The 25,824-nt window shown below is 69.2% G+C and carries 25 protein-coding genes and 1 pseudogene; 14 read left to right on the forward strand and 12 right to left on the reverse strand.

What is annotated here, in order from left to right:
• Window positions 1-21: 21 nt before the first annotated feature.
• Window positions 22-1,230, reverse strand: coding sequence for a winged helix-turn-helix domain-containing protein (locus AC37TH_RS10985; protein ID WP_490765098.1), 1,209 nt, complete (start codon window positions 1,228-1,230; stop codon window positions 22-24).
• 177 nt (window positions 1,231-1,407) lie between these two features.
• Between AC37TH_RS10985 and AC37TH_RS10990 the strand changes: the two genes are divergently transcribed.
• From AC37TH_RS10990 to ilvA, 6 genes are all read left to right on the forward strand, one after another.
• Complete coding sequence (locus tag AC37TH_RS10990) at window positions 1,408-2,547, forward strand: ABC transporter substrate-binding protein (RefSeq protein ID WP_490764391.1); 1,140 nt, start codon at window positions 1,408-1,410, stop codon at window positions 2,545-2,547.
• Window positions 2,526-3,491: an ABC transporter permease gene (locus tag AC37TH_RS10995; RefSeq protein WP_490764392.1), complete on the forward strand. Its 966-nt coding sequence runs from the start codon at window positions 2,526-2,528 to the stop codon at window positions 3,489-3,491. The genes AC37TH_RS10990 and AC37TH_RS10995 overlap by 22 nt, the downstream gene beginning before the upstream one ends.
• On the forward strand, window positions 3,488-4,441 hold the full coding sequence (locus AC37TH_RS11000) for an ABC transporter permease (RefSeq protein ID WP_490764393.1): 954 nt from the start codon (window positions 3,488-3,490) through the stop codon (window positions 4,439-4,441). Before AC37TH_RS10995 ends, AC37TH_RS11000 begins: the two co-directional genes overlap by 4 nt.
• Before the next feature lie 5 nt (window positions 4,442-4,446).
• On the forward strand, window positions 4,447-5,535 hold the full coding sequence (locus tag AC37TH_RS11005) for an ABC transporter ATP-binding protein (RefSeq protein ID WP_490764394.1): 1,089 nt from the start codon (window positions 4,447-4,449) through the stop codon (window positions 5,533-5,535).
• A gap of 163 nt (window positions 5,536-5,698) precedes the next feature.
• Window positions 5,699-6,976, forward strand: coding sequence for an AI-2E family transporter (locus AC37TH_RS11010; RefSeq protein ID WP_490764395.1), 1,278 nt, complete (start codon window positions 5,699-5,701; stop codon window positions 6,974-6,976).
• A gap of 89 nt (window positions 6,977-7,065) precedes the next feature.
• Entirely contained in the window at window positions 7,066-8,325 is a 1,260-nt protein-coding gene (gene ilvA / locus AC37TH_RS11015) for a threonine ammonia-lyase (protein WP_490764396.1), read from the forward strand.
• Window positions 8,326-8,595: 270 nt separating this feature from the next.
• Here ilvA and greA read toward each other — a convergent pair whose 3' ends face one another.
• Complete coding sequence (gene greA / locus AC37TH_RS11020) at window positions 8,596-9,084, reverse strand: transcription elongation factor GreA (RefSeq protein WP_490764397.1); 489 nt, start codon at window positions 9,082-9,084, stop codon at window positions 8,596-8,598.
• Between the two features lie 112 nt (window positions 9,085-9,196).
• Window positions 9,197-9,592 (reverse strand): DUF4307 domain-containing protein, encoded by a 396-nt coding sequence (locus AC37TH_RS11025; protein ID WP_490764398.1) that lies wholly within the window; start codon window positions 9,590-9,592, stop codon window positions 9,197-9,199.
• A gap of 188 nt (window positions 9,593-9,780) precedes the next feature.
• Between AC37TH_RS11025 and AC37TH_RS11030 the strand changes: the two genes are divergently transcribed.
• Window positions 9,781-10,053 (forward strand): hypothetical protein, encoded by a 273-nt coding sequence (locus AC37TH_RS11030; protein WP_490764399.1) that lies wholly within the window; start codon window positions 9,781-9,783, stop codon window positions 10,051-10,053.
• 80 nt (window positions 10,054-10,133) lie between these two features.
• Here AC37TH_RS11030 and trhA read toward each other — a convergent pair whose 3' ends face one another.
• Window positions 10,134-10,823 carry a PAQR family membrane homeostasis protein TrhA gene (trhA, locus tag AC37TH_RS11035; RefSeq protein WP_490765099.1) on the reverse strand — a complete coding sequence of 230 codons (690 nt, stop codon included), beginning with the start codon at window positions 10,821-10,823 and terminating at the stop codon, window positions 10,134-10,136.
• A 263-nt stretch (window positions 10,824-11,086) separates the two neighbouring features.
• Here trhA and AC37TH_RS11040 point away from each other — a divergent pair, with 263 nt between their 5' ends.
• The 5 genes from AC37TH_RS11040 (at window position 11,087) to AC37TH_RS11060 (ending at window position 16,775) form a co-directional block, all read left to right on the forward strand.
• Window positions 11,087-11,872, forward strand: coding sequence for an isoprenyl transferase (locus AC37TH_RS11040; RefSeq protein WP_490764400.1), 786 nt, complete (start codon window positions 11,087-11,089; stop codon window positions 11,870-11,872).
• A 181-nt stretch (window positions 11,873-12,053) separates the two neighbouring features.
• Window positions 12,054-13,046 carry a hypothetical protein gene (locus AC37TH_RS11045; protein WP_490764401.1) on the forward strand — a complete coding sequence of 331 codons (993 nt, stop codon included), beginning with the start codon at window positions 12,054-12,056 and terminating at the stop codon, window positions 13,044-13,046.
• Between the two features lie 124 nt (window positions 13,047-13,170).
• The gene (locus tag AC37TH_RS11050; RefSeq protein ID WP_490764402.1) at window positions 13,171-14,295 is read left to right on the forward strand and encodes an aminotransferase class V-fold PLP-dependent enzyme; all 1,125 of its coding nucleotides are present in this window, start codon (window positions 13,171-13,173) and stop codon (window positions 14,293-14,295) included.
• A gap of 308 nt (window positions 14,296-14,603) precedes the next feature.
• Complete coding sequence (phoH2, locus tag AC37TH_RS11055; RefSeq protein ID WP_490764403.1) at window positions 14,604-15,947, forward strand: RNA 5'-3' helicase PhoH2; 1,344 nt, start codon at window positions 14,604-14,606, stop codon at window positions 15,945-15,947.
• Between the two features lie 135 nt (window positions 15,948-16,082).
• Window positions 16,083-16,775, forward strand: coding sequence for a prepilin peptidase (locus AC37TH_RS11060; protein WP_490764404.1), 693 nt, complete (start codon window positions 16,083-16,085; stop codon window positions 16,773-16,775).
• A gap of 124 nt (window positions 16,776-16,899) precedes the next feature.
• On the opposite strand, the gene AC37TH_RS11065 is transcribed toward AC37TH_RS11060, so the two are convergent.
• The 5 genes from AC37TH_RS11065 to xseA are packed head-to-tail and all read right to left on the reverse strand — an operon-like array spanning window position 16,900 to window position 21,234.
• On the reverse strand, window positions 16,900-18,306 hold the full coding sequence (locus tag AC37TH_RS11065) for a class II fumarate hydratase (RefSeq protein WP_490764405.1): 1,407 nt from the start codon (window positions 18,304-18,306) through the stop codon (window positions 16,900-16,902).
• A gap of 55 nt (window positions 18,307-18,361) precedes the next feature.
• Window positions 18,362-19,018, reverse strand: coding sequence for a carbonic anhydrase (locus tag AC37TH_RS11070; RefSeq protein WP_490764406.1), 657 nt, complete (start codon window positions 19,016-19,018; stop codon window positions 18,362-18,364).
• Window positions 19,015-19,671, reverse strand: a complete 657-nt coding sequence (locus AC37TH_RS11075; protein ID WP_490764407.1) for a DUF4245 domain-containing protein — start codon at window positions 19,669-19,671, stop codon at window positions 19,015-19,017. The genes AC37TH_RS11070 and AC37TH_RS11075 overlap by 4 nt, the downstream gene beginning before the upstream one ends.
• Window positions 19,668-19,967, reverse strand: coding sequence for an exodeoxyribonuclease VII small subunit (locus AC37TH_RS11080; protein WP_490764408.1), 300 nt, complete (start codon window positions 19,965-19,967; stop codon window positions 19,668-19,670). The genes AC37TH_RS11075 and AC37TH_RS11080 overlap by 4 nt, the downstream gene beginning before the upstream one ends.
• Before the next feature lie 10 nt (window positions 19,968-19,977).
• Window positions 19,978-21,234 carry an exodeoxyribonuclease VII large subunit gene (gene xseA / locus AC37TH_RS11085; RefSeq protein ID WP_490765100.1) on the reverse strand — a complete coding sequence of 419 codons (1,257 nt, stop codon included), beginning with the start codon at window positions 21,232-21,234 and terminating at the stop codon, window positions 19,978-19,980.
• A gap of 99 nt (window positions 21,235-21,333) precedes the next feature.
• Here xseA and AC37TH_RS11090 point away from each other — a divergent pair, with 99 nt between their 5' ends.
• Window positions 21,334-22,362, forward strand: coding sequence for a 4-hydroxy-3-methylbut-2-enyl diphosphate reductase (locus AC37TH_RS11090; RefSeq protein ID WP_490765101.1), 1,029 nt, complete (start codon window positions 21,334-21,336; stop codon window positions 22,360-22,362).
• Here AC37TH_RS11090 and AC37TH_RS11095 read toward each other — a convergent pair.
• Window positions 22,359-22,724, reverse strand: coding sequence for a winged helix-turn-helix transcriptional regulator (locus AC37TH_RS11095; protein WP_490764409.1), 366 nt, complete (start codon window positions 22,722-22,724; stop codon window positions 22,359-22,361). The genes AC37TH_RS11090 and AC37TH_RS11095 overlap by 4 nt on opposite strands.
• A gap of 95 nt (window positions 22,725-22,819) precedes the next feature.
• On the opposite strand from AC37TH_RS11095, the gene AC37TH_RS11100 reads away from it, so the two are divergent.
• Window positions 22,820-23,689 carry an SDR family oxidoreductase gene (locus tag AC37TH_RS11100; protein WP_490764410.1) on the forward strand — a complete coding sequence of 290 codons (870 nt, stop codon included), beginning with the start codon at window positions 22,820-22,822 and terminating at the stop codon, window positions 23,687-23,689.
• Window positions 23,690-23,762: 73 nt separating this feature from the next.
• Here AC37TH_RS11100 and AC37TH_RS11105 read toward each other — a convergent pair whose 3' ends face one another.
• A complete protein-coding gene (locus AC37TH_RS11105; protein ID WP_490765102.1) occupies window positions 23,763-24,500 on the reverse strand; it encodes a DUF6264 family protein in 738 nt (245 codons plus the stop codon).
• A 135-nt stretch (window positions 24,501-24,635) separates the two neighbouring features.
• Window positions 24,636-25,661 (reverse strand): annotated as a pseudogene (gene fbaA, locus AC37TH_RS11110) (class II fructose-bisphosphate aldolase).
• Window positions 25,662-25,824 lie beyond the last annotated feature (163 nt).

Below are 25,824 nucleotides of genomic sequence, written 5' to 3' on the forward strand. Positions count from 1 at the left end.
CGCTTTCGACGGCGGGCTGCGTCAGAGTGCGGCGGCCAGCCGCGGCGCGAGGTCGCCGCGGTGCGGCGCCGCGACCGCCACGGCGTCGAGACCCTGCCACGCGGCCGTGCTGCGTAGCAGCGGCACGAGCCGCTCCACCGTGTCCGCCGGCGCACCCGGCTCCGACCACGCCGACTGCACGCGCAGCACGCGCGCTTGCCGGTCGCTCTTCAGGTCCACTCGGCCGACCACCCGGTCGTCGAGCAGCAGGGGCAGCGTGTAGTACCCGAAGATCCGCTTCTCGGCCGGCGTGTAGATCTCGATGCGGTAGTGGAATTCGAACATCCGCAGCGCGCGGTCGCGGTACCAGACCACGGGGTCGAACGGCGAGAGCAGGGCGGCGGCCTCCACGCGGCGGGGGAGCCGCGCATCCCGGTGCAGCCACGCCTTCTCCGGCTTGCCGCCGCGCTCCCACCCGCCGACGGTCACCGGGATCAGCTCTCCGGCGTCTTCGAGTTCCTGGATGGCGGCGGTGGCGGGTGCGCGCTTGATGCGGTAGTAGTCGCCCAGGTCGCCGGCCGTGCCGACCCCGTGTGCGACCGCTGAGCGGCGGATCAGCTCGCGCACCGCATCCGGTGTCGGCACCGTGGACGCCAAAACGGACGCGGGAAGCACGTCTCCCGCGAGCGCGTACCGCCGCTGGAACCGCGTGCGTCCTGCGACCGCCACCTCGCCGAACAGGAACAGGTACTCGAGCGCCCGTTTCACGTCCGACCAGCCCCACCACGGCCCGCTGCGCTTGTTCGCGTCGTGCTCGATCTCTCCGGCGACGAGCGGTCCGCGTTCGGCGAGTTCCGCCCGCAACCACTCCACCGTGGATGTGTTGCTCTGGTACCAGCTGTCCGGATCCGTGCCGTAGCGGGCGCGGTACGCATCCATCCGCCACTGGAACAGCGGCCAGTCCTCCCGCCGCATGAACCCGGCCTCGTGCGGCCAGTACTCCGTGTGCGGCGCCTTCGCCTCGAAGGTCAGCCTGTCGAGCAGCGCCTTGTCGTAGGCGCCCAGCCGCGCGAACACCGGCAGGTAGTGGCTGCGCTCGAAGACGTTCACCGAGTCGATCTGCAGCAGGTTGATGCGGTCGATCACCCCGTTGAGCTGCCGCGTGCCGACCGTGGACGGATGCGGGCGGCCGAACCCCTGCGCGGCCAGGGCGACACGACGTGCGAGCGCGGGGGAGAGCTTTTCAACCACGATGTCGACCATAGCGGCACCCTCGGACAGTCCTTCTCCGGTCGTTCACCTGCCGTCCATTGCGCGACCCCCGGCCGGTCGACGGGCCGCCATACGTTGGCCACGGCTCGGACGGGAATCCGCTGCCCGGCGACCGAACGCCGGACGACATTCCGAGTACCCCACACTGGAGGAATAGTGACCAACAAGCGCGCACGCGTCGCCGGCCTTGCCGCCGCGGCCACCGTCGTCGCACTCTCGCTCGCCGCCTGCACCGGCGGAGCGAACGCAGCAGACCCGACCGCGTCGAAGGACATCGCGTCGGCTGTCGACGTGAAGGCGGCGGGCGGCATGGATGCGCTCATCGCAGCCGCGAAGAAGGAGGGCAGCCTCAACATCATCGCGACACCGGGCGACTGGGCCAACTATCAGGAGATCTTCGACGGCTTCACCAAGAAGTACGGCATCACGATCAACCCCAGCCAGGACAGCGCCTCCAGCCAGGAGGAGATCGACGCGGCCAAGAAGCTCAAGGGCCAGGACACCGCTCCGGACACCTTCGACATCGGCTCCTCGGTCGCCCTCGCGAACACCGACTACTTCGCGGCGTACAAGCCGACCGGCTGGGACGACATCCCCGCCGCGCAGAAGGAGAGCACCGGTCTCTGGAAGGTCGGGTACTACGGCGTCATGGCCGTCGGCTACGACGCCAACAAGATCAAGTCGGCGCCGAAGAGCCTCGACGACCTGCTCGGCTCCGCCTACAAGGGCGCTGTCGCGCTGAACGGCAACCCCACGCAGGCCGCAGCGGCCGCCGGCGCCGTCGCTTATGCCGACCTGCAGGCCGGCGGAACGCTCGACGACCTCACCCCGGGCGTCGACTGGTTCGCCAAGCTCAAGAAGGCCGGCAACTGGAACGCCGCCGACGGCAAGCCGAACACCATCGCCTCGGGTGAGACCCCGGTGCTGCTCGACTGGTCGTTCAACCAGAAGGGCTACACGACTTCCGACACCATCAAGGGCGGCGGCGTGAACTGGAAGTACACCGTGCTCCCCGGCACCGCATACGTCGGCTACTACAACCAGGCCATCAACAAGGACGCCCCGCACCCGGCGGCCGCCCGCCTCTGGGAGGAGTACCTCTACACCGACGCCGCGCAGAACGCCTGGCTCAAGGGTGGCGCGTACCCGGCCCGTGTGGATGCGATGGAGAAGGCCGGAACGCTGAACAAGGACGAGTTCCCCGGCAAGCTCGACAAGGTGGCCGTCATGACGGACAAGCAGGCGACCGACGCCGGAACCCTGCTGAACGCCAAATGGGCGAACGCGGTCGGCTAGTGACAGAGACCATCGTCGGCGCGCCAGCGCCGTCGCTGGGCGGTGACGGCGCCGGGGAGACCCGGCGCCTGTCGCCGTCTGTCGCCGCCCGTCGACGCCCACGCCTCCCCGCGATCCTCGGCCTCACCCCGTTCGCCTTCTACGTCGTCGTGTTCCTGGCGATCCCGACGGTCATCGCGGTCGGCAGCGGCTTCGTGGACGGGGAAGGCCGGTTCACCTGGTCGAACATCACCGGTCTCGCCGAGCCGGCCATCGTCGGCTCGTTCGTCGGCGCCTTCGCCCTCTCCGCGATCACCGCCGTGGTCGGCGCGATCGGCGGCGCGGCTCTCTGCTTCGCGATGCTGCGCTCCCGGCCGGGCGGCGTGTCCCGTTCGCTGGTCGACTCCGCCAGCAGCGTCTTCGCCCAGTTCGGCGGCATCATGCTCGCGTTCGCGTTCATCGCGACCATCGGCGCCCAAGGCCTCGTGACCGTGCTGCTGCGCAACCAGTTCCACATCAACATCTACGAGAACGGCGTCTGGCTCTACACGGTGCCCGGCCTCATCCTGCCGTACCTCTACTTCCAGATCCCGCTGATGGTCATCACGTTCATGCCTGCCCTCGAAGGACTGAAGCCGCAGTGGCTGGAAGCGAACGCGACCCTCGGCGGCAGCCGGGCGAGCTACTGGTTCCGGGTGGGCATCCCGGTGCTGCTGCCGTCGTTCCTCGGCAGCCTGCTGCTGCTGTTCGCGAACGCGTTCTCCTCGTACGCGACCGCCGCCGCCCTCGTTGGCCAGGCCAACAACATCGTCTCGCTGCAGATCCGCCAGGCTCTCATCTCCGAGACGGTTCTCGGCCGCGCCAACCTCGCCGGGGCCATGTCGCTCGGGATGCTCCTGGTGATGGTCGTCGTGATGCTCGGGTATTCGGCGCTCGCCTCGCGCACCGCGAGGTGGCAGCGATGAGTGGGGTGGAGGTGAGCGCGGTGGAGGCCAGCACAGTGGATGCGCAGGGTACGCGGGATGCACAGGATGCGCGGGATGCGCGGGATGCGCGGAACACCCCGCCGGCCCCGCGTCCGCGCAGCGACCGTGCCCGGCGGAAGGCCCAGGCGCTCCGTTTCGGTCCCGGCCCGGTCACGCGGACGATCATCTGGACGATCTTCGGCCTCTTCTTCCTCATCCCGTTGTTCTCGATGGTGGAGTTCACCCTCCGCACCGCGAAGCCCGGCGTATACAACATCGACAGGTGGGTGCTCGTGTTCAGCGGGGAGACCACCCGCTACGACCGCATCTACCAGGGACTCGGCAACTCGCTGGTGCTGGCCGTGGTCACGGTCGCCATCGTGCTGCTGGTGCTGCTGCCGACGATGATCCTGGTCGAGTTGCGCATCCCGAGGTTGCGTCGTGCGCTCGAACTGGTCTGCCTGCTGCCGATCGTGATCCCCGCCATCGTCATGGTGGTCGGGCTCGCGCCGACGTATGCGGCGGTCACCGACCTGTTCGGCTCCGGCACCTGGACGCTCGCGTTCGCCTACGGGATCCTGGTGCTCCCTTATGCCTACCGGGCGATCCAGAGCAACATCGCGGCCATCGACGTCGTCACTCTCAGCGAGGCCGGCCGTTCGCTCGGCGCAGGCTGGCTGAGCGTGCTGCTGCGCATCCTGGTGCCGAACCTGCGCCGCGGCATCCTGGCCGCCAGCGTGCTCTCGGTGGCGGTCGTGCTCGGCGAGTTCACCATCGCGTCGCTGCTCAGCAGGGTGAACCTGCAGACGTCGCTGCTGCTGGTGTCTCAGTCCGATCCGTTCGTCGCGGTCATCTTCGCCCTGCTGGCGCTGGTGTTCGCGTTCCTCCTCCTCTTCCTCGTCGATCGGCTCGTCACCGCCGGCCGTCGACGCCGCACCGCGAAAGGCTGACGCCCGTGTCCGCACTCGAAACCCCCCTCGTCGCCGGGCTCGGCAGCGACCTCGGCAGCACCGTCGAGCTCCGGGACGTCGTCCGCGACTTCGGCGGAGGGGCGGGCCTCGCCGGTCTCAGCCTGAGCGCCCGCCCCGGCGAGCTGATCGCCCTGCTCGGCCCGAGCGGCTGCGGCAAGACGACGGCGCTCCGCTCCCTCGCCGGGCTCGAACGCGTCGACTCCGGCAGCATCCTGATCGACGGCGAGGACGTCACCGATCAGCCGACCAATCGCCGCGACCTCGGCATGGTCTTCCAGTCGTACTCCCTGTTCCCGCACCTCACGGCCGGACAGAACGTCGAGTTCGGGCTCCGGATGCGCAGGGTCGCGTCCGGGGACCGCCGCCGTCGCGCGGCGGAGGCCCTCGAACTGGTCGGCCTCGACCACCACGCCGACCGCTACGCTCACCAGCTCTCCGGCGGCCAGCAGCAGCGGGTCGCCCTCGCCAGGGCGCTCGTCACCCGGCCGCGCGTGCTCCTGTTGGACGAGCCGCTGTCCGCCTTGGACGCGAAGGTCAGGGTGCAGCTGCGCGACGAGATCCGGCGCATCCAGACCGAGCTCGGCATCACCACGTTCTTCGTGACGCACGACCAGGAGGAGGCGCTCGCCGTCGCCGATCGGGTGGCCGTGATGCGCGCGGGCGACATCGAGCAGATCGGGGAGCCGGAGGAGCTGTACCGGCGTCCGGCGTCGGCGTTCGTCGCCGAGTTCGTCGGGCTCACCAACCGGGTGGGCGGCGTCGTCGCCGGGGGAGAGCTGACGGTGTTCGGGAGGCGCGTGCCGCTGGTGTCGCCCTCCGCGGACGGCCCGGTGACCGTGTACCTGCGACCGGAGGACGTGCTGTTCGCTGGTGAGGGCGCCGACGGCGTGCTGCCCGGCGTGGTGCTCACGACGAGCTTCCTCGGCGCGCTGCGGCGCACCAGGGTGCGCCTCGACGACGGCACCGAGCTGGCCGTGCAGCACGAGACGCGGCACGCCCCGGCACCCGGAGAGCGCATCCACCTGTCGTTGGCCGGAACCCCGGTCACGGTGGGGGCTGCGCCGCGCGAGTAGGAGCCGCAGCGACAGTGGATGCGGGCTGCCCGGGCGACCGGGCGGGCCCGCACAGCTGTGCCCACTGCTGCGCGCCCCTCCACAGCTGGGCGCATCCTGTGTCTTGTCCACACCCCGCGTCAACCCCATGGCGCACCGGAACCGCCCGCCTAGACTGGCCAGCATGTCAGAGACCGACGCGACGCCGAAACAGATCACCGTCACGCCTGGCGAGAACCGTGCACCGGCCAGAGGCTGGTTCCTGAACCGCCGCAAGCCGCCGACCGGCACGCCGGGGCGTGAGGGGCGGCCGGGGGCGTCGGAAGTGTCGTCCGTCGAGGACTCGCTGCCGCACGGGATGCTCGTGGCGGGCGCCTGGTCGTGGAGGCTGCTGGTGGTCGGCGCCGTCATCGCGGTCGCGATCTTCCTGGTGGTGCAGTTGCGGCTGATCATCATCCCGCTGATGATCGCGGTGCTCATCTCGGCCCTGCTCGTGCCGTTCGTCGACTTCCTGCACCGTCACCGGTGGCCGCGCTGGGCGGCGATCGTCGCCGCGATGGTGGCGATGATCGTCGTGGTGGGCGGTCTGCTCTATCTCGCGATCTGGCAGGTCACGAAGGAGAGTCACGAACTGCAGACGCAGTCGGTGGCCGCCTACGATCAGTTCCGCAGCTGGCTGACCACCGGGCCGCTCGGACTGAGCGAGAGCCAGATCACCGGCGCGCTCGACTCGCTCGTGAAGTCCATCCAGCAGGACAGCCAGATCTTCATCTCCGGCGCGCTCTCCATCGGCTCGACCCTCGGCCATGTGCTCGCCGGGGTCCTGCTCACGCTGTTCAGCACGCTGTTCATCCTCATCGACGGGCGCTCCATCTGGGGCTGGATCGTCCGCATCTTCCCGAAGCGCTCGCGCGCGGCGGTCGACGGTGCGGGACAGGCCGGCTGGGTTACCCTCCGCAACTTCGTGAAGGTGCAGATCCTCGTCGCCTCCATCGACGCTCTCGGCATCGGCCTCGGCGCGTTCTTCCTCGGGCTGCCGTTGGTCATCCCGATCGCGGTCCTGGTGTTCCTCGGCTCGTTCATCCCCGTAGTCGGCGCGGTCGTCACCGGGGCGCTCGCCGTCTTCATCGCGCTGATCTTCAAGGGCTGGGTGTTCGCGCTCATCATGCTGGGCGTCGTGCTGCTCGTGCAGCAGATCGAGGGGCATGTTCTGCAGCCGCTCATCATGGGAACGGCGGTCAAGGTGCATCCACTGGCCGTCGTGCTGGCGGTCGCCGCCGGTTCCCTGCTCGCGGGCATCCCCGGAGCGTTGTTCGCCGTCCCGATCGCCGCCGTGCTGAATGTGATGGTGCACTACGTGTCGAGCGGCGTCTGGCGGGAGGGAGCGGTGGGGAAGTTCGCCGCGCCGGACACGGTGCTCTGGCAGACGGTCCCGCGGCCGCCGCGCAGGGCGCGAACGTGAGTGGCGCCGCCAGCAGCGGCGTTTCGGGGGAACGCGTCCGCGCTATTCACATTCGGTCCGCGGAATACGTCCGCGAGTAGGCTGTCGTCGTGGCCACGCTGACAGATTCGACGCGCACTCCCTTCGCTGGGCCGAGCCTCGACGAGATCGAGGCAGCGCGTGCGATCGTCTCGCGGGTCGCCGACCCGACACCGGTTGAGACGTCTCGCTTCCTCGCCGACGTGCTCGGCGCCCCCGTCCTGCTCAAGTGCGAGAACCTCCAGCGCACCGGGTCGTACAAGATCCGCGGCGCGTACAACCGGATGGCCAAGCTCAGCGCCGAGGAGCGTGCGCGCGGCGTCGTCGCTGCGTCAGCGGGCAACCACGCGCAGGGTGTCGCGTTCGCGGCCAGGGAGCTGGGCATCCACGCCACCATCTTCATGCCGGTCGGCGTCGCCATCCCCAAGTTCCAGGCCACGCGCGACTACGGAGCAGACGTCGTCCTCAGCGGAAGCATCGTCGACGAGACGCTGCGCGCCGCCGCCGACTTCGCCGCGGAGACCGGCGCCGTCCTCATCCCGCCGTTCGACCATCCGGATGTGGTGGCCGGTCAGGGCACGCTCGGCCTCGAAATCCTCGACGACGTTCCGGATGCAACCACCATCGTCGTCCCGATCGGCGGCGGAGGACTCATCTCCGGTGTCGCCAGCGCCGTCAAGCAGCGGGCGGCGGCGGAAGGCCGCGAGATCCGTGTGATCGGCGTGCAGGCGGCCAACGCCGCCGCATACCCGCCGTCCCTGGATGCGGGCGAACCCACCGAGATCGCGATCGCCGGGACCATCGCCGACGGCATCGCGGTGAGCAAGCCGGGCGCTCTCAACTTCCAGATCATCCGCGACATCGTCGACGAGATCGTCACGGTCTCCGAAGACGACATCGCGCGCGCCCTGCTCGTGCTCCTCGAACGCGCGAAGCTCGTCGTGGAGCCGGCCGGTGCGGCCGCCGTCGCCGCGATCCTGGCAGGCAAGATCCCCGCGCTCGGCCCGACGGTCGCGATCCTCTCCGGCGGCAACATCGACCCGCTGCTGATGCAGCGCATCATCAGCCACGGTCTCGCAGCGTCGGACCGCTACCTCAAGCTCACCATCATGCTGCCGGACCGCCCAGGTCAGCTCGCCCGCATCTCCGAGATCCTGGCCGGTGTCAACGCCAACGTGGTCGAGGTGCTGCACACCCGCCACGGCCGCGGCCTGCAGCTCAGCCAGGTCGAGCTCGACGTCAGCGTCGAGACCCGCGGCACGGACCACCGCCACCACGTCATCGAGGCGCTCCGCTCCGCGGGCTACGACCCCGTCCTCGACTACGAGTAGGCCGCGCCGCCTGTCCGCGTCCGCACGGGCCGCGCCGCTGCGCAGGCGTGCCCACGCGACTCGTGCCAAAAGTGCGGTGCGCGCCTTCAACACCGCACTTTTCGCACGAGTCGTGCGCGAGCGGTTGCCTCTACTCGTGCCAAAAGTGCGGTGCGGACCTTCGGCACCGCACTTTTCGCACGAGTCGTGCGCGAGCGGTTGCCTCTACTCGTGCAAAAAGCGCGGTGCGGGAGACCCGCACCGCGCTTTTCGCACGAATCGACGGCCGGCTCAGCCGGTGTACGTCTCGACCTTCAGGATGCTGACGGCGATCTGCTTGCCGTTGGGCGCCGTGTACGAGGTGGACTCGTCGACCTTGAGACCCAGGATGGCCGCACCGAGCGGCGAGCCCTCGCTGTAGACCTGCAGGTCGGTGCCCGCAGCCATCTCGCGGTTGCCGATGAGGAACTTGCTCTCGTCACCGGCGATGGTCGCGGTGATGACCGTTCCCGGCTCCACGACGCCGTGGCTCTCGGGGGCGGCGCTCACGGTGGAGTGACGCAGCAGGTTGGTGAGCTGGATGATGCGGGCCTCGATCTTGCCCTGCTCGTCTTTCGCGGCGTGGTATCCGCCGTTCTCCTTGAGGTCGCCCTCCTCGCGGGCCGCCTCGATGCGTTTCGCGATCTCGTTTCGGCCGTTGACGCTGAGCTCCTCGAGTTCGGCCGCCAGACGGTCGTACGCATCCTGGGTCAGAAAGCTGACCTGAGATTCCTGAGACATGATGAACTCCTTTGCGCCGCCGGTCCGGGAACCGGCTGGGCAGATCGGCCGATCCGGGGACCGGCTGGATAAAGTCGACGCCCCGACATCGGTCGGGGCGTATCGAAGAATCCTAGGTCAGCCAGCAGCTGGAAATCAAACCTGTGTTGCTCTGCTCGGTCGTCCTGATCGTCTCCGTGTACTCCGTGAGACGCTTCTCAGACGCCGGATAGCTGATGATCCGCCAGCCGACGATCGCGAACGACTCGTTGAGTGCCTGCACGGCGCACGTCACCGGGGTGCCGGGCGGCGTGTTCACCGTGAAGCTGATGGACACGTGGTGCGCATCCGTGATCGTGTATGCGGTGTCCGTCGCCTCCAGGTCGGCCTGGTTGTTGTCCCAGCCCGCCCAGAACGTCCACGCGGCGAAGATCGCGACGAACGCGATCGCCACTCCGATGATCCACCAGCGATCCCGGCGCTTGCGACCGGGCGTGCGACCGTAACGGTGATCGAGTGTCTCGGTCACCGCCATCCTTCTCCCTGCACTGGACGTTCTCCCGTGGAAAATGCACCGTCCTGGCGACGGTAGGCTTGAACCAACACTAGGAGACGAAGCTGTGAAAATCTGCGCTTCGTCCTCGGCTCGAAAGTGGAGACCCGGATGCCCGTAACCGCCCTGTGCGCAGGAATCGTCGTCGACCGTGAGGGAGCACGATGATCCAGGATGCGCTGCTGCGCGCGGCCGTGTGGGTCACCGCTGCGACTCCGACGCCGACCCCGTCGAGTGGTCCGAACGCGGATTCGGTAACGCCCGGCGTCGTCGGCTTCGTGGTGACGTTCCTGGTCGCGGTGGCCGCCGTGCTGCTCGCGATCGACATGACCAGGCGCATCCGGCGCGTGCGTTACCGGGCGGAGATCGCCGAGAAGCTGGACGCCGAGCAGGCGGAGCAGACCGGCCAGGATCGCTCGGACGACGCAGGCCGCTGACGACGCAGGCCGCTGACGACGCAGGCCGCTGACGACGCAGGCCGCTGACGGCGCAGCCGCTGACGGCCGGGCCGAACTTCTCAGCCCACGTTGTACACGGGGTGCATTGCGATCAGCAGCACCGCCGTCCAATGGCACAGGAAAGCCAGCACCGTCAGGGTGTGGAAGATCTCGTGGAAGCCGAACACTCCGGGAACGGGGTTCGGCCGTTTGACCCCGTAGATCACCGCGCCGACGGTGTAGAACAGTCCGCCGACGAGCACCAGGATCATCATGGCGAGGTTGGCGTTCATCAGGTCGACGATGTACATCATCGCCGCCCAGCCCAGCGCCAGGTAGAGCGGGACGTACAGCCAGCGCGGCGCGGAGATCCAGAACACCCGGAAGCCGATGCCGAGGAGCGCGCCGGCCCAGACCAGGGCGAGCAGCAGGAACCCCTGCTGCGGCGGGAGCGCGAGGACGGCGAGCGGCGTGTACGTTCCCGCGATCAGCAGGAAGATGTTCGCGTGGTCGATCCGCTTGAGGATGATCTTCATCCGCGGTTTCCAGTTGAACCGGTGGTAGAGCGCCGAGTTGCCGAACAGCAGCATGGAGGTGAGCACGAACACCGCGGACGCCCACTTGGCCGGTGCGCCGTGCGCGAGCGTGATCAGCACGATTCCGGCGGCGATGGTCACGGGGAAGGTTCCGGCGTGGATCCAGCCTCGCCAGGTCGGTTTGATCTCGGCCGGTTCGGCGATGGATGCTTCGAGCAGCGGAATGTTCGGCAGGTCCGGTCCGCGGTCGTCTTCGGCTGTGACGACGGCGGCGTCGGCTGCGGCGACGTCGGCTGCGGCGACGTCAGCCGAACCGGGGGTGTCTGCCTGGCCGTTCGGCACGTCTGACCGCCCGTGCGGGACGTTCGACCGCCCGTCCGGGACACCGGCGACGTGCTCCGGCTTGGGGGCTTTTCGCGCAGTCATGAATCAAGGGTACGGGAGCAGCGCGACCCCATGCTGTGAGTTCGTGCCTACGGTCGCGGTAACGTACTTCCGTGAGCAGATGGAGTTTCCCCCTCGGACGTGGGCTGCTCTACGGGCTCTACCAGAACCGCCTCAAGCGCGACCTGCAGGGCGAGTCGATGCCGCGCCACGTCGCCATGATCATCGACGGCAACCGGCGCTGGGCACGGCAGCTCGGGCTGACGACCGTCGCACACGGGCACCGGGCGGGCGCCGCCAAGATGCGTGAATTCCTCGAATGGTGCGACGACCTCGGGATCTCCGTGGTCACGCTCTACCTGCTGTCGAGCGACAATCTCACCAACCGCGAGTCCGGGGAGCTCTCCGACCTCATCGAGATCATCGCCGAGCTCGCCGACGACCTCTCCCGCTACCGCGACTGGCGCGTCCAGCACGTCGGTTCGACTGCAGGCCTGCCGGAGCCTCTGGTCGCCGCCCTGTCGGCCGCTGAGGCCCGCACGGCCACGAACAAGGGCCTGCACGTCAACCTCGCCGTCGGCTACGGCGGACGCAAAGAGATCACCGACGCGATGCGCGACATCGTCGCGGCCCACCATGCCAAAGGCGGGAGTCTCGAAACGCTCGCCGACCTGCTCACCCCCGACCTCATCGGCGAGCACCTGTACACCGGCGGCCAGCCCGACCCCGACCTCGTCATCCGGACGTCGGGCGAACAGCGCCTCAGCGACTTCATGCTCTGGCAGAGTGCCCACAGCGAGTTCTACTTCGTGGAGGCCCTCGGCCCCGACCTGCGCGAGGTCGACTTCCTTCGCGCCGTGCGCGACTACTCGCGCAGGCAGCGCCGCTTCGGCGGCTGAGCGCCGCGGCATCGGGGAGGTGCCCAGAGCGGTCGGGCTGGCTTCGCTTCCGCTGTGCTGTGCTGTGAGGCGAGCTCGTCGTCCGTCCCACCCCGGCCGCTGCTAGGGTCGAGCAACGCCGCGAAGACGCGGTGGAGCGTCGGCGCGGTGCGCTGGCGCAGGCTCGGACGAGGGGGACTCGATGGGGGCGACGAGACGGATCGCAGTGGCGGCCTGGCGTGCGGACGACACCAGGATGCGCGTGGCCGCGTGGACAGCGACGGTCGCAGCGCTCCTCGGCATCGGCCTCGCCTGGTCGGCGCTCCGCGTGATCTGGCTGTACGCGCTGTGGGCGATCGGGACCGACACCGGACAGATCCTCGCCGCCGACTACGGCCTGCGTGCGGCGTTGCTGGTGGCGACCGTCGTCTGCGTGGTCGTCGGGGTCGGACGGCGGGCCGCGGTCGGGCGGGGGACGGGCATGCTCGTCGTCGCGATCGTGCTTGCGGGCCTGGGAGTGCTGGTGCAGGTCGCGGAGGTCGCGGCCCTGACGCACTTCGACTGGCGCCTCCTGACGAGCACGGAGTCGCTGAGCTGGCTGGCGTTCGCGGCGCTGACAGTGGTCGCGTCGGGTTGTGCGCTGGCCGCCGAGCGGCCGACCTCTGTGCGGGAGGACGTGCCGGTTGTGACAGCACCGGATGCGCGGCCCGGGGAGGCAGACACAGCCACCTCAGTGCCCGGGGGAGCGGCGCAGGCCGCTGCCGCGCCGTCCGTGTGGCTGTCCGTGGGTGCGGCGTTCGTCGCGTTCGCCGTCGCCGTGCTGGTGCTCGCGCAGTCGCTGATCGTGCCGGACGCGTGGGGCCCCGCCCTGGTGGAGCTCACGCAGGCCGGGGTGACGATCGTCCTTGTCGCGGTGCAGGTGATCGCCGCCCTCTTCGTCGTCCGCGGCTCGGCGCTGGCGCGGCTCGTGGTCAGCGCGGTCGCCGTCATCCTCCTCGTGGACGCCGTCAATTCCCCCTGGTTCGTCGCCAGCGATAGCGCCGGGTCGTTCAGCGCGATCGGCCTGACGATCGCGGCGGTGCTCGCCGTTGCGGCAGCGGTGCCCCTGTGGTTGCCTGCCGTGTCGCGATTCCTCGCCGAGCCCGCCGCCGCGACCACGCAGGCGACGCGACCCGCCCCCGTCTCCCCGGAGTAGCAGCGACCAGCCGGGGGACCGGGCCACGCCCATCCGGAGCGCGAGCCGCCCGCAGCCGAGACCCGCGCGATTCGCATCCGCACCCGCCCTTCCTGACAGAATGTTCCGGGAGGTCAACACACTGATGACGACGACGACCATCGACGAGTTCGCGGCAGGGTTCACCGAGGAGTCCGGCTACCTCGACTACGGGCGGGTCGGGCCGATCTCGGCGACCGCGCTCGCCGAGACGGTCGGGCAGTACGAGATCCTCGCCAAGGCACGGTTCGGCAGCATCGAGCGGATGAAGGCGGAGGACGAGCGCGTGCGGGAGGCGGTCGCAGCCCTCACCCGGTTCCCGTCCGGCCAGGTGTCGTTCCAGCCGACGGCGTCGATCGGCCTCATGCACGCCGCGTTCGGGCTCACCGGCGGCGAAGTGCTGCTGTCCGCCGCGGAGTTCCCGAGCATCACATACGCGGCCGTGCGGGCGTCGCAGGCCATGCGGGTCGTCACGCCGACCTGGCTGGAGACGGACCACCAGCGGGTGACGCCGGCGCGCATCCGGGAGCAGTTGACGCCGAACACGACGGCGGTGATGGTCAGCCTCGTCGATTCGCGCACCGGGTATCTGGCCGACATCGACGGCATCCGTCAGGTGATCGGCGACCGGTTGCTGATCGTGGATGCGATCCAGGGCTTCGGGGTCGTGGATGCGCCGTACGAGGTCGCGGACGTGGTCGTGGCCGGCGGCCAGAAGTGGTCGCGTGCCGGCTGGGGGACAGGGTTCCTCGCCGCCAGCGAGCGCGCCATCGAACACCTGACGCCGGTGTTCAGCGGCTGGACGGGAGCGGACCTCGACGGTTCGTGGGACCAGGTGGGGGAGCCGAGCGCCAGCGCGCGGGCGTTCAGCATCTCGAACCCGGACCCGATCGCCCAGGCGCGGTTCGCCGCGGCGCTCGAAGACATCGCGGCGGTCGGCGTCCCGGCTGTGAGTGCGGCGATCGCCGGTCGCGTCGAGCAGGTCTTCGACCTCGCCGACGAGTACGCGATCCCGGTCGCCTCGTCGCGGAACGCCGCGGAGCGGGCGGGTATGGTCGTGCTCGAGCCGATGCCGGAGCAGCTGACGGCGCTCACCGCGTCCCTCTTCAACCACGGGATCACCGCCTCCATCCGGGCGACGAACGTGCGCGTCTCCGTGCACGCCGGCACCAGCGACGAGACGTTCGACATGCTCCGCGGCGCGTTCACGTCTTACGCCTCCGCCTCCTGAGCCTGCCGCGCCGTCCGTCCCTCGGGTACCGACGCAATCGAGTCGGGACTTATGCACGCGACACGCCGGCGTGTCGCGTGCATAAGTCCCGACTCGATTGCTGGAACCCCGAAGTGGGGGCGATTGTTCACCTGATCGAAACGTGCGACGGCGGTGTGTCGCCGTGGTGTGTCGGAGGGGCGGCGTAGGTTCGGCTTATCGGGCACGGAGCCCGATCGAGACGGCCACGTAAGTTCGTTTCGACACCCACCGGCCGACTCGCCAAACAGATCCGCGAGCTCTACGGAGCGAGCGGGGTGGGAGTGGTCGTGGCTGAATCAGGTACCCGACAGTTCGAGTCGACCGACAGCGGAACCAACCAGGCGGAGCGCACATACGTGCTCGACACCTCGGTCCTGCTGTCCGACCCCCAGGCGATCTTCCGTTTCGCCGAACACGCTGTCGTCATCCCCGTCGTCGTCGTGAGCGAACTGGAGGGCAAACGCAACGATCCAGAGATCGGCTACTTTGCGCGGCAAGCGCTGCGCAACCTGGACGAGCTGAGGATCAAGCACGAACGGCTCGACTTCCCCATCCCGGTCGGGGAGGGCGGATCGCTGCGCGTGGAGCTCAACCACTCCAACATGTCGGTGCTGCCGAGCGGTCTGCAACTCGGCGACAACGACTCGCGCATCCTGGCGGTCGCCCTCAACCTCGCCAACGACGGACTCGCGGTCACGGTCGTCTCCAAAGACCTGCCGCTGCGCGTGAAAGCGGCCTCCATCGGCCTCGCGGCGGAGGAGTACCGGCACGAACTCGCCGTCGACTCCGGATGGACGGGGCTCGCCGACATCGCCCTCGGCAGCGACGCGATGAGCGACCTCTACGAGAACCAATGGATGCGCACCGAGCTGATCGAGGGGATGCCGGCCAACACAGGACTCATCATCCACTCCGACCGCGGCTCGGCCCTCGGACGCGTGGTGGGTGACGGCCAGCTCAAACTGGTCCGCGGCGACCGGGACGTGTTCGGCCTGCACGGCCGCTCGGCGGAGCAGCGCCTCGCCATCGACATGCTCCTCGACCCCGAGATCGGCATCCTGTCCCTCGGCGGACGGGCGGGCACCGGCAAGTCGGCGCTCGCGCTGTGCGCGGGCCTGGAGGCGGTGCTCGAACGGCAGCAGCACAAGAAGATCATGGTGTTCCGTCCGCTGTACGCGGTCGGCGGCCAGGAACTCGGCTACCTGCCCGGCGATCAGGGCGAGAAGATGAACCCGTGGGGCCAGGCGATCTTCGACACCCTCGGAGCGCTCGTGTCGCAGAACGTACTCGACGAGGTGCAGGATCGCGGCATCCTCGAAGTGCTGCCGCTCACGCACATCCGGGGCCGGTCGTTGCACGACGCGTTCGTGATCGTCGACGAGGCGCAGTCACTGGAACGCAACGTGCTGCTGACGGTGCTCAGCCGCGTCGGGCAGAACTCGCGCGTGGTGCTCACCCACGACGTGGCGCAGCGCGACAACCTGCGCGTCGGTCGGCACGACGGTGTCGCGTCGGTCATCGAGACGCTGAAAGGCCACCCGCTGTTCGGCCACATCACGCTCACCCGGTCGGAGCGGTCCGCGATCGCGGCGCTCGTGACGGAAATGCTGGAGGGCAACGAAGTGATGTGATCGTCGGCGACGAACGCGCGCGGCGGCGCCCGGCCCGGTGAGGGTGCGGGCGCCGCGGTGCGCCCGGGTGTGGAAAGAATCCCGCGGCTATGGATAACTGGAATTGATGTCTGACCAGGTTGCTACGGTCGGTGGATGGAGCGAAGAGAGCGGGATGCTGAGGCCGTCGGCGGTGTGATGGCCGCTTCGTGGGTGGGCGCTGCGTTGGCGGGTTCCGTGCAGGTGGGCATCGTGCTGGTGGGCGCCACGCTGGTTGTGCTCGCAGCGCCCTGGATCCCTGGCGGACTCGGGGTGCAAGGGTCGCAGCTGTCGCGGCTGGTCGGCCTTGCGTACATCGCTGCCGTCACGTTTCCGCTGTGCGTCATCGACATTCGCGAGCGTCGCCTGCCCAACGCCCTCGTGCTGCCCGGCTACGCTGTCGCCGGGACCGGCCTGGTGTGGGATGCGCTCGCCCGCGGTCATCCGGTTCAGGCCGTGGCCGAGGTGGTGCTGTGCGCAGCCGGGGTGCTCGGGGTGCTGCTGGCTGTGGCGGCCGGAGGCGGGATCGGGATGGGAGACGTCAAGCTCGCCGGCCTGCTCGCCCTGGTGCTCGGCGGCTTGGGGATCGGTGGCGTTGGTGCTGATACCGCAGTAGGCAGTGCAACGATCGGCCCCATCGTCCCTGCGTTCGCGTGCATCGCGGTGGCGTTCGCCGCCGCGGGACTGGTCGCTCTGCGCGCGCCGCCGCTCCGCGCAGCGTCGGACGAGGGAATTCCGCTCGGGCCGTATCTTCTCGGCTCGTTCTGGGCGGTCGGAGCGGCGCTCACCCTCGCGACGACCACGGCGTGAAGCTGGAAGGCTGCCTGAACATCGAAGCGCGCTTGAACGACGAAGCGCGTCGGAACGTCGAAGGGCGCCCTCCCGAGGAGGGCGCCCTGTACGTCACAGAACAGCTACCGGATGAGCGGTGCGCTCAGCCCGGGTGGGTCATGCTGAGGACGTCGAGTGCTGTGTCGAGCTGTTCGAGGGTGACCTCGCCGCGCTCGACGAAGCCGAGGTCGATGACGGCCTCGCGCACCGTCATGCCCTGGGCGACGGCGTGCTTGGCGACCTTCGCGGCCGACTCGTAGCCGATCACCCGGTTGAGCGGCGTGACGATCGACGGGCTCGACTCCGCGTATGCGCGGGCGCGCTCGACGTTGGCCTCCAAGCCGGAGACCGTCTTGTCGGCGAGCACGCGCGAGCCCTGGGTGAGGAGGCGGATCGACTCCAGCAGAGCCGTGCCCATCACCGGGATGGCGACGTTCAGCTCGAACAGGCCGGATGCGCCGCTCCACGCGATGGTCGCGTCGTTGCCGATCACACGGGAGGCGACCATCAGCACGGCCTCCGGGATCACCGGGTTGACCTTGCCGGGCATGATCGACGAACCGGGCTGCAGGTCCGGGATGTGCAGCTCGCCGAGGCCTGTGTTGGGGCCGGAGCCCATCCAGCGGAGGTCGTTGCAGATCTTGGTGAGGCTGACCGCGATGGTGCGGAGGGCGCCGGACGCCTCGACCAGTGCATCCCGGTTGGCCTGCGCCTCGAAGTGGTTGCGCGCCTCGGTGATCGGCAGCTCGGTCTCCTGCGTGAGCAGTTCGATGACCAGCTGCGGGAAGCCGAGCGGGGTGTTGATGCCGGTGCCGACGGCCGTGCCGCCGAGCGGGACCTCCGCGACGCGGTGCAGCGACGCCTGGACACGCTCGATGCCGAGACGGATCTGCGCGGCGTAACCGCCGAACTCCTGGCCGAGCGTGACGGGGGTCGCATCCATCAGGTGGGTGCGGCCGCTCTTGACGACCGTCGCCCACAGCTCCGCCTTCGCCTCGAGCGACACTGCGAGGTGGTCGAGCGCGGGGATGAGGTCGTCGATGAGCGCGCCGGTCACGGCGATGTGCACCGAGGTCGGGAACACGTCGTTGGACGACTGCGATGCGTTCACGTGGTCGTTCGGGTGAACGGGCTGGCCGAGGTTGCGGGACGCCAGCGTCGCGAGCACCTCGTTCATGTTCATGTTCGACGACGTCCCGGAGCCGGTCTGGTAGACGTCGATCGGGAACTCGCTGTCGTGCGCGCCGCTGACGACCTCGTCGGCGGCGGCGGCGATCGCGTCGGCGATCGACTGGTCGAGCACGCCGAGCCTGGCGTTCGCGAGAGCAGCCGACTTCTTGATGCGGGCCAATGCCGCGATTTGGGCCGGCTCCAGCACCGATCCGGAGATCGGGAAGTTCTCGACGGCGCGCTGCGTCTGCGCGCCGTAGAGCGCGGCCGCTGGGACGCGGACCTCGCCCATCGTGTCGTGTTCGATGCGGTAGTCGGCGTCCGCCTGGGTGTCCACCACGGTGTGTTTTCCTTTCTGGTGCGGGGCCGGCGGAATCGCCGGGCTGCCCGCGGTTTCAGTCGGAGGCCTGGTCGACCAGTCCGACGACGACGTCGGGGACGACCCGACCTTCCTGAAGCCGGTAGTTGGCACCAACGATAGCCAACGAACCGTCGGCGACGGCGGCGCTGATCATCTCGGAGCCTTCGAGCAGCTCGGCCACTGTGTGGCGCAGGTGCTCGCGTCCGACCTCGAGCGCATCCACGGTGGCCGGATCGACCGGCCGGCCGACGGGGACGCCCGCGACAACGTGCACGGCGGGGACGATGGGCGCGATGAGGTTGGCGATGTGCGGGGGGAGCGGGGTGGCATCCTGGGCCTGGGAGTCGATGGCAGCCCGGACGGCGCCGCACTCGTCGTGCCCGAGCACCAGGATGAGCGGGACTTCGAGCACGCCGACCGCGTACTCGAGCGAGCCGAGCACGGAGTCGGAGATGACCTGACCAGCGTTGCGAACCACGAAGGCGTCGCCCAGGCCCAGGTCGAAGATGATCTCGGCGGCCAGCCGGGAGTCCGCGCATCCGAAGATCGCGGCGAGCGGGGCCTGTCCGGTCGCGATTGTCTCACGGCGCTCGACATCCTGGCGGGGATGGTCGGGCTCTCCGGAGACGAAACGCTCGTTGCCACGCAGCATGGCGTCCCAGACGCGGGACGGCCTCGGCTTACCCATCATGAACCTCCGAGTTGACGTATCTGATCGGCGATGGAACTCGCGACGGTGCCGAATTCGGCGTCGCTGGCCGTGCCGAAGAGGATGACGGTGCTCTTGCCCGCCGTGTTGACGAGCGCGTACTCGACGTTGCCGTTGTCGTCGCTCGACGTTCGGTTGTCGTAGACGTCCCAGCGCACGCCGTCGATGGTGCGAGTGCCCTTGATCATGGTCTTGTTGACCTGCTGGGCGGTCCAGGTGTCGTTGCCGTTGAAGCCCTGGGTGATGCCGATGTACTGCGACTTCGGGGTGATCAGGCCGACGTACCACGAGTCGACGCCGTCTGGGGTCTTGGTGCGCAGCTCGGCGTTGTTGGACTTCCACGTCGACGGCAGTTCCGGCACGAGCAGACGGTTCGGCTCCGACCCCTGCGCCTGCGACGCGATGGAGGCGTAGTCGACAGGGGGAGCGGACGACACCGGATTGCCGCGGGGCACGAACAGCACGATCAGCGCGACGAGCGCGACACACGCGATCAGTGAGTAGACGAGGTTGTTGACGGTCTGCCTGTTGCGGTGGTTGGCGGAGTTCACGGCCTTGCGGGCTGCGGTCTCCTCCGCCGTCTCCGGGCGTCCGAGCTCGGCGACCACCGCTGGCGGCTTGGTGCGAGGACTCATTCGGCGCTCGTCGCTCCCGCTGCGGCATTCGCTCCGCCGCGCGCAGCATCCAACCGGGCCTTGGCGCCGATCAGCCACTCCTCGCAGTGACGTGCGAGAGCCTCACCGCGCTCCCAGAGCGCGATGGACTCCTCGAGGCTCGACGAGCCCTGCTCCAGCTGACCGACGACGCGGATCAGTTCGTCACGCGACTCCTCGTAGCTGAGCGCGGCGAGCGGGTCGCCGCCGGGGGCGTCGCCGCCGAGCGCGTCGGCGCTGAGGGCGTCGTCGCCGGAAGTCGGCTCTGTGGTGGGCATGACATCCATTCTATTCGTCCGTCTGAGCGATCTCTCCGAAGTGCCCGGCCGGCGACGGGATGGGGTCTCCCGCCGTCGCGGCCACAGCGCCGCCGGAGACGGTGAGGCGCAACGCGGTGCCGGTCGGCATCTCGTCCGGAGAGGTCACGACGTGGCCGGAGGCGAGCTGGACGATCGCGTATCCGCGGTCGAGGGTGCCCTGCGGCGAGAGCGCGCGGAGCTGGCCGCGGAGCTCGGCGACCCTGGTGGACTCGCGGTCGACGCGGCGCTCGATCAGCTCGGCGCCCCTGGCGACGAAGCGGGTGAGTTCTTCGGCCCGGGAGTCGACGATCCAATTCGACGACGCGAGCGAGGGGCGCGTGCGCAGGTGGCCGATGCGGTCGATCTCGGCCGCGATCATATGCGTCACCCGCATCCCGATACGTGCTCTGGCCTGCTGAACGCGGGCGAGCTCCTCCGCGACATCCGGGACGACGCGCTTGGCCGCATCCGTCGGGGTGGAGGCGCGGAGGTCGGCGACCTCGTCGAGCAGCGGCCGGTCAGCCTCGTGCCCGATGGCGCTGACGATGGGCGTGGTCGCTGCGGCGGCGGCGCGCACGAGTGTCTCGTCACTGAAGCCGAGCAGGTTCTGGAAGTCGCCTCCGCCACGGGCGACGATGATGACCTCGACCTCCGGATCGGCGTCGAGGGTGCGGATGGCGGCCGTGACCTCCGAGACGGTGCGGTCGCCCTGCACGGCCGCGTACACGGTGCGGAAACGCACCTGCGGCCAGCGCAACTGCGCATTGCGGATCACGTCTTTCTCGGCGTCGGAGTCTTTGCCGGTGACGAGTCCGATGGTGTGAGGGAGGAACGGGAGGCGCTTCTTGCGCTCCGGCGCGAACAAGCCCTCGGCGGTGAGCTGCTGGCGGAGGCGTTCGAGACGTTCGAGCAGGTCGCCGAGTCCGACATGGCGCATGTCGAAGACCTGCATGGTGAGCGTGCCGCCCTTGACCCAGAAGTTGGGCTTGATCGCGGCGATCACCCTGTCGCCCTGTTTGAGGTCGGCCGGGATGCGTGCCTTCACCGACGACCAGATCGTGAAGCTGACCGTCGCATCCTCATTGAGGTCTTTGAGCTTGCCGTAGACGTTGCCGCCCGAGACGCCCCACTGGGTGATCTCGCCCTCCACCCAGGCGGTGCCGAGGCGTTCGATCCAGCCTCGGATCTTGCCGGCCAGCGTGGCGACAGGCCACGGCGCATCGGCGGTCGGCGGGCCGACCTCCATCGACGGTGCGCGGGTCGTGTCCGTCACCGAGCCTCCCAACCAGTGTTCAGCGCACTCACCTAGGATCGAAGGGTGAGCGACGCAACCATCAGCCTTCCGATGCCGAGGATTCCCGGTGCGCGAGGCCGGCTACAGGATACCCCGGTCGTCGGACACAAGAGGGTCCTGCTGGCCGCACCCCGTGGATACTGCGCGGGTGTTGACAGGGCCGTGATCGCCGTCAAGAAGGCGCTCGAGCACTACGGGGCGCCCGTCTACGTGCGTAAGCAGATCGTGCACAACGTGCACGTCGTGTCCACGCTGGAGCAGCAGGGCGCGATCTTCGTCGATGAGGTCGAGGAGGTTCCGGAGGGCGCGCACGTCGTGTTCAGCGCCCACGGTGTCTCGCCCGCGGTCGTGCAGGCCGCCTCCGACCGGGGGCTGCAGGCGATCGACGCGACCTGCCCCCTGGTCACCAAGGTGCACCGCGAGGCGGTGCGCTTCGCCCGCGACGACTTCGAGATCCTGCTGATCGGCCACAAGGGGCACGAAGAGGTCGAGGGGACGGCTGGCCATGCGCCCGACCGCGTCACCCTCGTCAACAGCCCGGACGACGTCGACTCGATCACGGTGAAAGACCCGGACAAGGTCGTCTGGCTCTCCCAGACCACCCTCTCGGTCGACGAGACGATGGAGACGGTCCGCCGTCTCCGCGAGCGCTTCCCGAACCTGCAGGATCCGCCGAGCGACGACATCTGCTACGCCACCCAGAACCGTCAGGTGGCGATCAAGAAGGTCGCGGAGCAGGCGGAGCTGGTGATCGTGGTCGGCTCGGCCAACTCGTCCAACTCGGTTCGTCTGGTCGAGGTCGCGCTGGAATACGGCGCGAAGGCCGCATACCGGGTCGACTACGCCAGCGAGGTCAAGCAGGAGTGGCTCGACGGCGTGGCGACGGTCGGCGTGACGAGCGGAGCATCCGTGCCGGAGGTGCTGGTGCAGGAGGTGCTCGACGACCTCCGCGGCGCCGGCTACGGCGACGTGCAGGAAGTCAAGACGGCGGAGGAGGACCTCATGTTCTCGCTCCCCAAGGAGCTCCGCAAAGACCTCACCGGCAAGCAGGACGCGCGCGCCATCGGCGGCCGCCGCTAAGCGACGATGTCGTCGGCGTTGGCGGCGATCCAGGACATCAGCGGGAGCAGGTGGGCGGTGAGGTCGCGGCCGCGCTGCGTGAGGCTGTAGTCGACGCGGGGCGGGATGGTCGGCTGCGCCGTGCGGAGCACGAAGCCGTCCTGCTCCAGCGTGCGGAGGGTCTGGGCGAGCATCTTCTCGCTGATGCCCTGCACGGTGCGGCGGAGTTCGCCCCAGCGGTGGTCGCTCTGCGAGAGCGCAACGAGTACGAGCACGCCCCAGGTGCTCGTCACGTGGTTGAGGACGACGCGCGTCGGACACGCCGACGGCAGCACGCCGTCGGTGAAGCCGAATCCGTTCAAGGTCTCAAAACTGGTGTCCACGTCAGTAACTTACCAAAAAGTGCGTACCTTCGAATGGGAAGTATTGGTCCGGCACCTCGGTTGGCATCGATGACCGACCGAAAGGAAACACCCATATGACCATCGTCGTCACCGGAGCAACCGGCCACCTTGGACGCCTCGTCGTCGAATCCCTGATCGCCCGCGGCGTCCCCGCCGCCGACATCCGCGCGCTCGGACGCTCGGCAGAACGGCTCGCGCCGCTCGAGGCGCTCGGCGTGCAGACCGCCGTCATCGACTTCGAGAAGCCGGACACCCTGGCGCCCGCCTTCGCCGGCGCCGACGCCCTGCTCCTCGTCTCCGGCAGCGAGGTCGGCCAGCGGGTGCCGCAGCACGCCAACGCCATCGACGCCGCCGTCGCCGCTGGCGTGGGGCGGATCGTCTACACCAGCGCGCCGCACGCCGACGACACCTCGCTCATCCTCGCGCCGGAGCACACGGCCACGGAGAAGCTGCTCGCCGAGTCCGGACTGCCGGTGACCATCCTGCGCAACAACTGGTACACCGAGAACTATGTCGGCCAGGTCGAGACCGCCGCCGCGACGGGCGAGATCGTGTCGAGCGCCGGCGAGGGCAGGGTGGCGAGCGCGACGCGCGCCGACTACGCCGACGCCGCTGCGGTCGTCCTGAGCACGCCGGGCCACGATGGTGCGGTGTACGAGCTCGCGGGCGACGTCGCCTGGACGTTCGACGAACTGGCGGAGGCGGCCGCGGCCATCCTGGACCGCCCGGTGGCCTACCGGGCGGTGAGCGAGGACGAGCACCGGAGCATCCTGAGCGGGGCCGGGCTCGACGACGGCACGGTCGGGTTCGTCGTCGCGCTCGACGGCAACATCCGCGACGGAGCGCTCGCGGACAACCCCGGGACGCTCAGCGAGCTGATCGGCCGCCCGACGACGACGCTCGTCGACGGCCTGCGCGACGCGCGCACGGCAGCGGCGGCCTAACCGCATCCACTGGTCGGCGAACGGCCCGGTGCGGGATGCGCCGGCCCCTTCGTCGTGCTGTCGAGAGGCCCGCTCAGGGCGTGCTGGTCGGCGCCGGTGTCGGGATCGGGGTGACGGACGGTGTCGGAGTGACCGACGGTGTCGGGGTGACGGACGGGGTTGCTGACCCGGTCGGCGTCGGGGTGATCCCGCTGTAGAAGTCGACGAGCACCGGGTCGGTCAGCAGCACGGCCGAGATGAAGCCGAGCAGCGCGATCAGGGCGATGACACCGGCGATCAGCGGGATGTAGAAGGCGATCCTGCGCTTGACCAGCAGCCAGATCGACAGTGCGGTGGAGGCCGCCCAGATCAGGCCGATGGTGACGGCGCCGGCGATCAAGGTTCCCTGCACGGAGGCGGCGGGCGTGTATGCGCCGAGGTTCTGGTTCTCGTGCATCAGCTGCATCGCGCTCGGCAGCGAGAGCAGTCCGCTGATGGAGTTGGTCGCGCCGAAGAGTCCGAAGACGATCAGGACGACCGTGACGGTCATGTTCCAGCGCGGCGCATCGGCGCGCAGTTGCGGGCTCTGCTGCTGCGGCTGGTGCTGCGGGAACTGCTGGTGCTGGGCGTGCGGAGGCGGGAAGCCGGGGAAGCCGGTGTGCGGCGCGCGCTGGTCCCGGCCGTCGCCGGTGCCGCCGGTGCTGCCGGAGCCGCCGGTCTCGCCGGGGCGACCGGTTCGCTGGCCGGAGTCGCCGTGCTCGCCGTAGCGATCAGGCTCCGCGACGGGATGCGACGTGTCCAGCCGGTTCGCATCGGCCGGTGGATGCCACACCCACCCCTCGGGCGCCAGCTCGCCGTATTTCGGGCGCGGTCGCTCGTCGGGCTTCTTCTCGTCGTCGGCCATGGCGGCCGCCCTCCCTGGATATGACGCGGCGGCCGGAGCGTGAGCCCCGACCGCCGCCGAATACTACTTGCCGGAGTGTCCGGCCGAGCCGAGCTGCTGGGTGGCCTCGACCACGCGAGCGGCCATCGCCGTCTCCGCGACCTTGCCCCACGCGCGCGGGTCGTACAGCTTCTTGTTGCCGACTTCGCCGTCGATCTTGAGGACGCCCTTCGTAGTTCGCGAACATGTAGCCGGCGATCGAGCGGGTGAACGCGTACTGCGTGTCCGTGTCGATGTTCATCTTGACGACGCCGTTGGCGACCGCCTCGGCGATCTCGGCGTCGGTCGAGCCCGAGCCGCCGTGGAAGACGAGGTCGAGCGGCTTCGGGCCGTGGCCGTACTTCGCCGCGAGGCCATCCTGGATGGTCTTCAGCAGCTCCGGGCGCAGCTTGACGTTGCCCGGCTTGTACACGCCGTGCACGTTGCCGAAGGTGAGGGCGGCCATGTAGCGGCCGTTCTCGCCGAGGCCGAGGGCCTCCACCGTCTGGATCGCGTCGTCGAGCGTGGTGTAGAGGTGCTCGTTGATGTCGTGGCTGACACCGTCCTCCTCGCCGCCGACGACGCCGATCTCGACCTCGAGGATGGCGTTGATGGCCTTCGTGCGCTTGAGCATGTCCTCCGCGATCTGGAGGTTCTCGCCGAGCGGCACGGCCGAGCCGTCCCACATGTGGGACTGGAAGATGGGGTTGCGTCCGGCGCGGACTTCCTCCTCGGAGGCGGCGATGAGCGGCAGCACGAAGCCGTCGAGCGCGTCCTTCGGGCAGTGGTCGGTGTGGAGCGCGACGGTGATCGGGTAGTTCTTGGCGACCTCGGTAGCGAACTTCGCGAACGCGATCGCGCCAGCTGCGCGGTTCTTGATGGTCTGGCCGGCGAAGTAGTCCGCGCCGCCCGTGGTGACCTGGATGATGCCGTCGCTGCCGGCCTCGGTCAGGCCCTGGAGCACCGAGTTGATCGTCTGCGACGACGACACGTTGAACGCGGGATACGCGAAACCACCGGCCTTCGCCTTGTCGAGCATTTCTGCGTATTGGTCCGCGTGGCGATGGGCATTACAGCTCCTTGAAGTCGAAGAGTCGAACGCGTCTCATCATACCGAGCCGGTGGGAGGCGGGTCCGCCGCCGTTCCTGCCATCGAACGGTGGGACGCGCGTTGCACGATAGGTGAACGTTCGTGCGGGATCCGGCCGGGCGACGCGGCGCGTCGATACACTGG

This window comes from Leifsonia sp. McL0627 (assembly GCF_058244615.1).